This is a genomic window from Flavobacterium sp. (assembly GCF_035760125.1).
GTDB lineage: Bacteria > Bacteroidota > Bacteroidia > Flavobacteriales > Flavobacteriaceae > Flavobacterium.
Window position 1 is genome coordinate 1 of record NZ_DASTTN010000164.1, and the last position, 2,326, is coordinate 2,326.

At 34.0% G+C, this 2,326-nt stretch carries 5 protein-coding genes; all 5 read right to left on the reverse strand.

Going from position 1 to position 2,326, the window contains the following annotated elements; translation table 11 throughout:
* The coding region (gene ftsY, locus VFS71_RS06370) for a signal recognition particle-docking protein FtsY (protein ID WP_326400068.1) at nt 1–857 on the reverse strand (857 nt) is incomplete at its 3' end.
* Between the two features lie 179 nt (nt 858–1,036).
* Nucleotides 1,037–1,189, reverse strand: coding sequence for a DUF4295 domain-containing protein (locus tag VFS71_RS06375; protein ID WP_100429907.1), 153 nt, complete (start codon nt 1,187–1,189; stop codon nt 1,037–1,039).
* 74 nt (nt 1,190–1,263) lie between these two features.
* The gene (gene rpmG / locus VFS71_RS06380) at nt 1,264–1,446 is read right to left on the reverse strand and encodes a 50S ribosomal protein L33 (protein WP_017495179.1); all 183 of its coding nucleotides are present in this window, start codon (nt 1,444–1,446) and stop codon (nt 1,264–1,266) included.
* 27 nt (nt 1,447–1,473) lie between these two features.
* A complete protein-coding gene (rpmB, locus tag VFS71_RS06385; protein WP_024980263.1) occupies nt 1,474–1,710 on the reverse strand; it encodes a 50S ribosomal protein L28 in 237 nt (78 codons plus the stop codon).
* 72 nt (nt 1,711–1,782) lie between these two features.
* On the reverse strand, nt 1,783–2,326 hold a 544-nt coding region (locus VFS71_RS06390; protein WP_326400070.1), incomplete at its 5' end, for a CinA family protein.

The window sequence follows — 2,326 nt, forward strand, 5'->3', positions numbered from 1 at the left end:
CCTTTGGCAGTACCGTCCAATTTGGTAACCGCAAGTGAAGTCACTTCAGTAGCTGCAGTAAACTGTTTGGCTTGTTCAAATGCATTTTGCCCTGTAGAACCGTCCAAAACAAGCATTACATCGTGAGGTGCATCACCAACCACTTTCTGCATTACTCTTTTTACTTTTGAAAGTTCATTCATCAGGTTAATTTTATTGTGCAAACGTCCTGCCGTATCAATAATAACAATATCTGCATTTTGAGCCACCGCTGATTGCAACGTATCAAAAGCAACAGAAGCAGGATCACTTCCCATATCTTGACGAACAATAGGTACACCTACTCTATCTGCCCAAATTTGTAATTGATCAATCGCTGCAGCACGAAAAGTATCCGCAGCACCCAAAACAACTTTAAAACCAGCTTTTTTGAATTGGTAAGCTAATTTTCCGATTGTTGTTGTTTTACCCACTCCATTCACACCAACTACCATTAAAACGTATGGCTTTGTGTTTGCTGGAATAACAAAATCGGTTCCTTCACCAGTATTAGTTTCAGATAACAACCCTGCAATTTCATCTCTTAAAATTTGATTAAGTTCATCAGTTCCAAGATATTTATCTGCTTCTACCCTTTTTTCAATTCGGGTAATAATTTTAAGGGTTGTATTAACCCCTACATCAGAAGAAACGAGGATTTCTTCTAAATTATCCAAAACATCATCATCCACTTTTGACTTTCCAGCCACAGCTTTGGTTAACTTGGAAAAAAAAGTAGATTTTGTTTTTTCTAGACCTTTGTCTAATGATTGCTTCGCCTGTTCGCTTAAGCTCGAGTCTTTTTTCTCTGAGGAGAATATTTTTTTAAAAAAGCTCATGGAGTTTTATGATTTGGAATTTACATTTGTCAACTTAAACAAGAAAAATCAATTAAAAACAATCTAATTTGTCTTTAAAAAAATTCTCAAAAAAGTCTTTTAATTTCAAGGTGTAAATATAGAAAATAAAAAAGCTACTTCCGAATGAAAGTAGCTTTTCTATAAAATGTAATAGTTAATTATTTCTTTTTCAAGAATTCATCAACTTCTTCAGGAGCCATAATAGATTCAACGAATGTATATGCCCCAGTTACTGGAGATTTCACCATTTTGATGGCTTTTGATAATCTCTTAGAAGATGTTTGTAACGATGCTACGGTTTTCTTTGCCATGATTCAAATGTTATTTAAATTTTAATTAAACCTCCAAATGTGACCATTTGAGATTATAATAAAATCTCTAATTATTATTTAATTTCTTTGTGAACAGTAACTCTTTTCAAGATTGGATTAAATTTTTTAATCTCTAATCTGTCTGGAGTATTTTTTTTGTTCTTTGTTGTTATGTATCTTGAAGTCCCTGCAACACCTGATGTTTTGTGTTCAGTACATTCTAAAATTACCTGGATTCTATTTCCTTTCTTTGCCATCTTGCTATTTTTTTATTTTGGAAAAGATTATTTAATAAATCCTTCTGACTGCGCTTTTTTCAAAACTGCAGCGATTCCATTTTTATTAATTGTTTTTATCGTAGATGCTGCTACTCTAAGAGTAATCCATCTATCTTCTTCTGGAAGATAAAAACGCTTTTTAACTAAGTTTACAGAAAATTTTCTCTTAGTTTTGTTCATAGCGTGAGAAACGTTATTTCCTACCATCGCTCTTTTACCTGTAAGGTCACAAACTCTTGACATTATACTTATCTTTTATCGTTATTCAAAATCAGGGTGCAAAGAAAAGAAAAATAAACCTATAAACCAAAAAAATCATAGCTCTTTTTTTGAAATTTCTTTTAGCAACATTTCGAGCCCTTTTACAGAAGCTCTATCTATCACTTTTTCACGTGGTTGACCAAAATTAAACATTTCAACCAGAACTTCATTTGGCGTAGCCAATGCAATAAAAACCGTTCCCACATCAGCATCTGCCTCTCCTTTGGATGGACCAGCATTACCTGTAGTCGCAATTGCATAATCTGTTTTCAGCAATCTTTTCACGTTCAAAGCCATAGCCTTAGCGACTTCAGCACTCACAACACTATGTTCCTCTATCAAATTCTCCGAAACATCTAATACATTTTCCTTCACTTCCGTTGAATAAGCCACAATACTTCCTTTGAAATAATTAGAAGCTCCAGGAACTGAACTCAGCAACTGTGCAATACTCCCTCCCGTACAACTTTCGGCAGTAGAAATAGTTTTCTTTTGCTGTGTTAGAATCTTTCCCACAACCGTTTCAAGAGTTTCATCATCTTCAAAACCGACAATGATATCACCTATTATTTTAGTCAAAGAAACCACATTCTCCTCT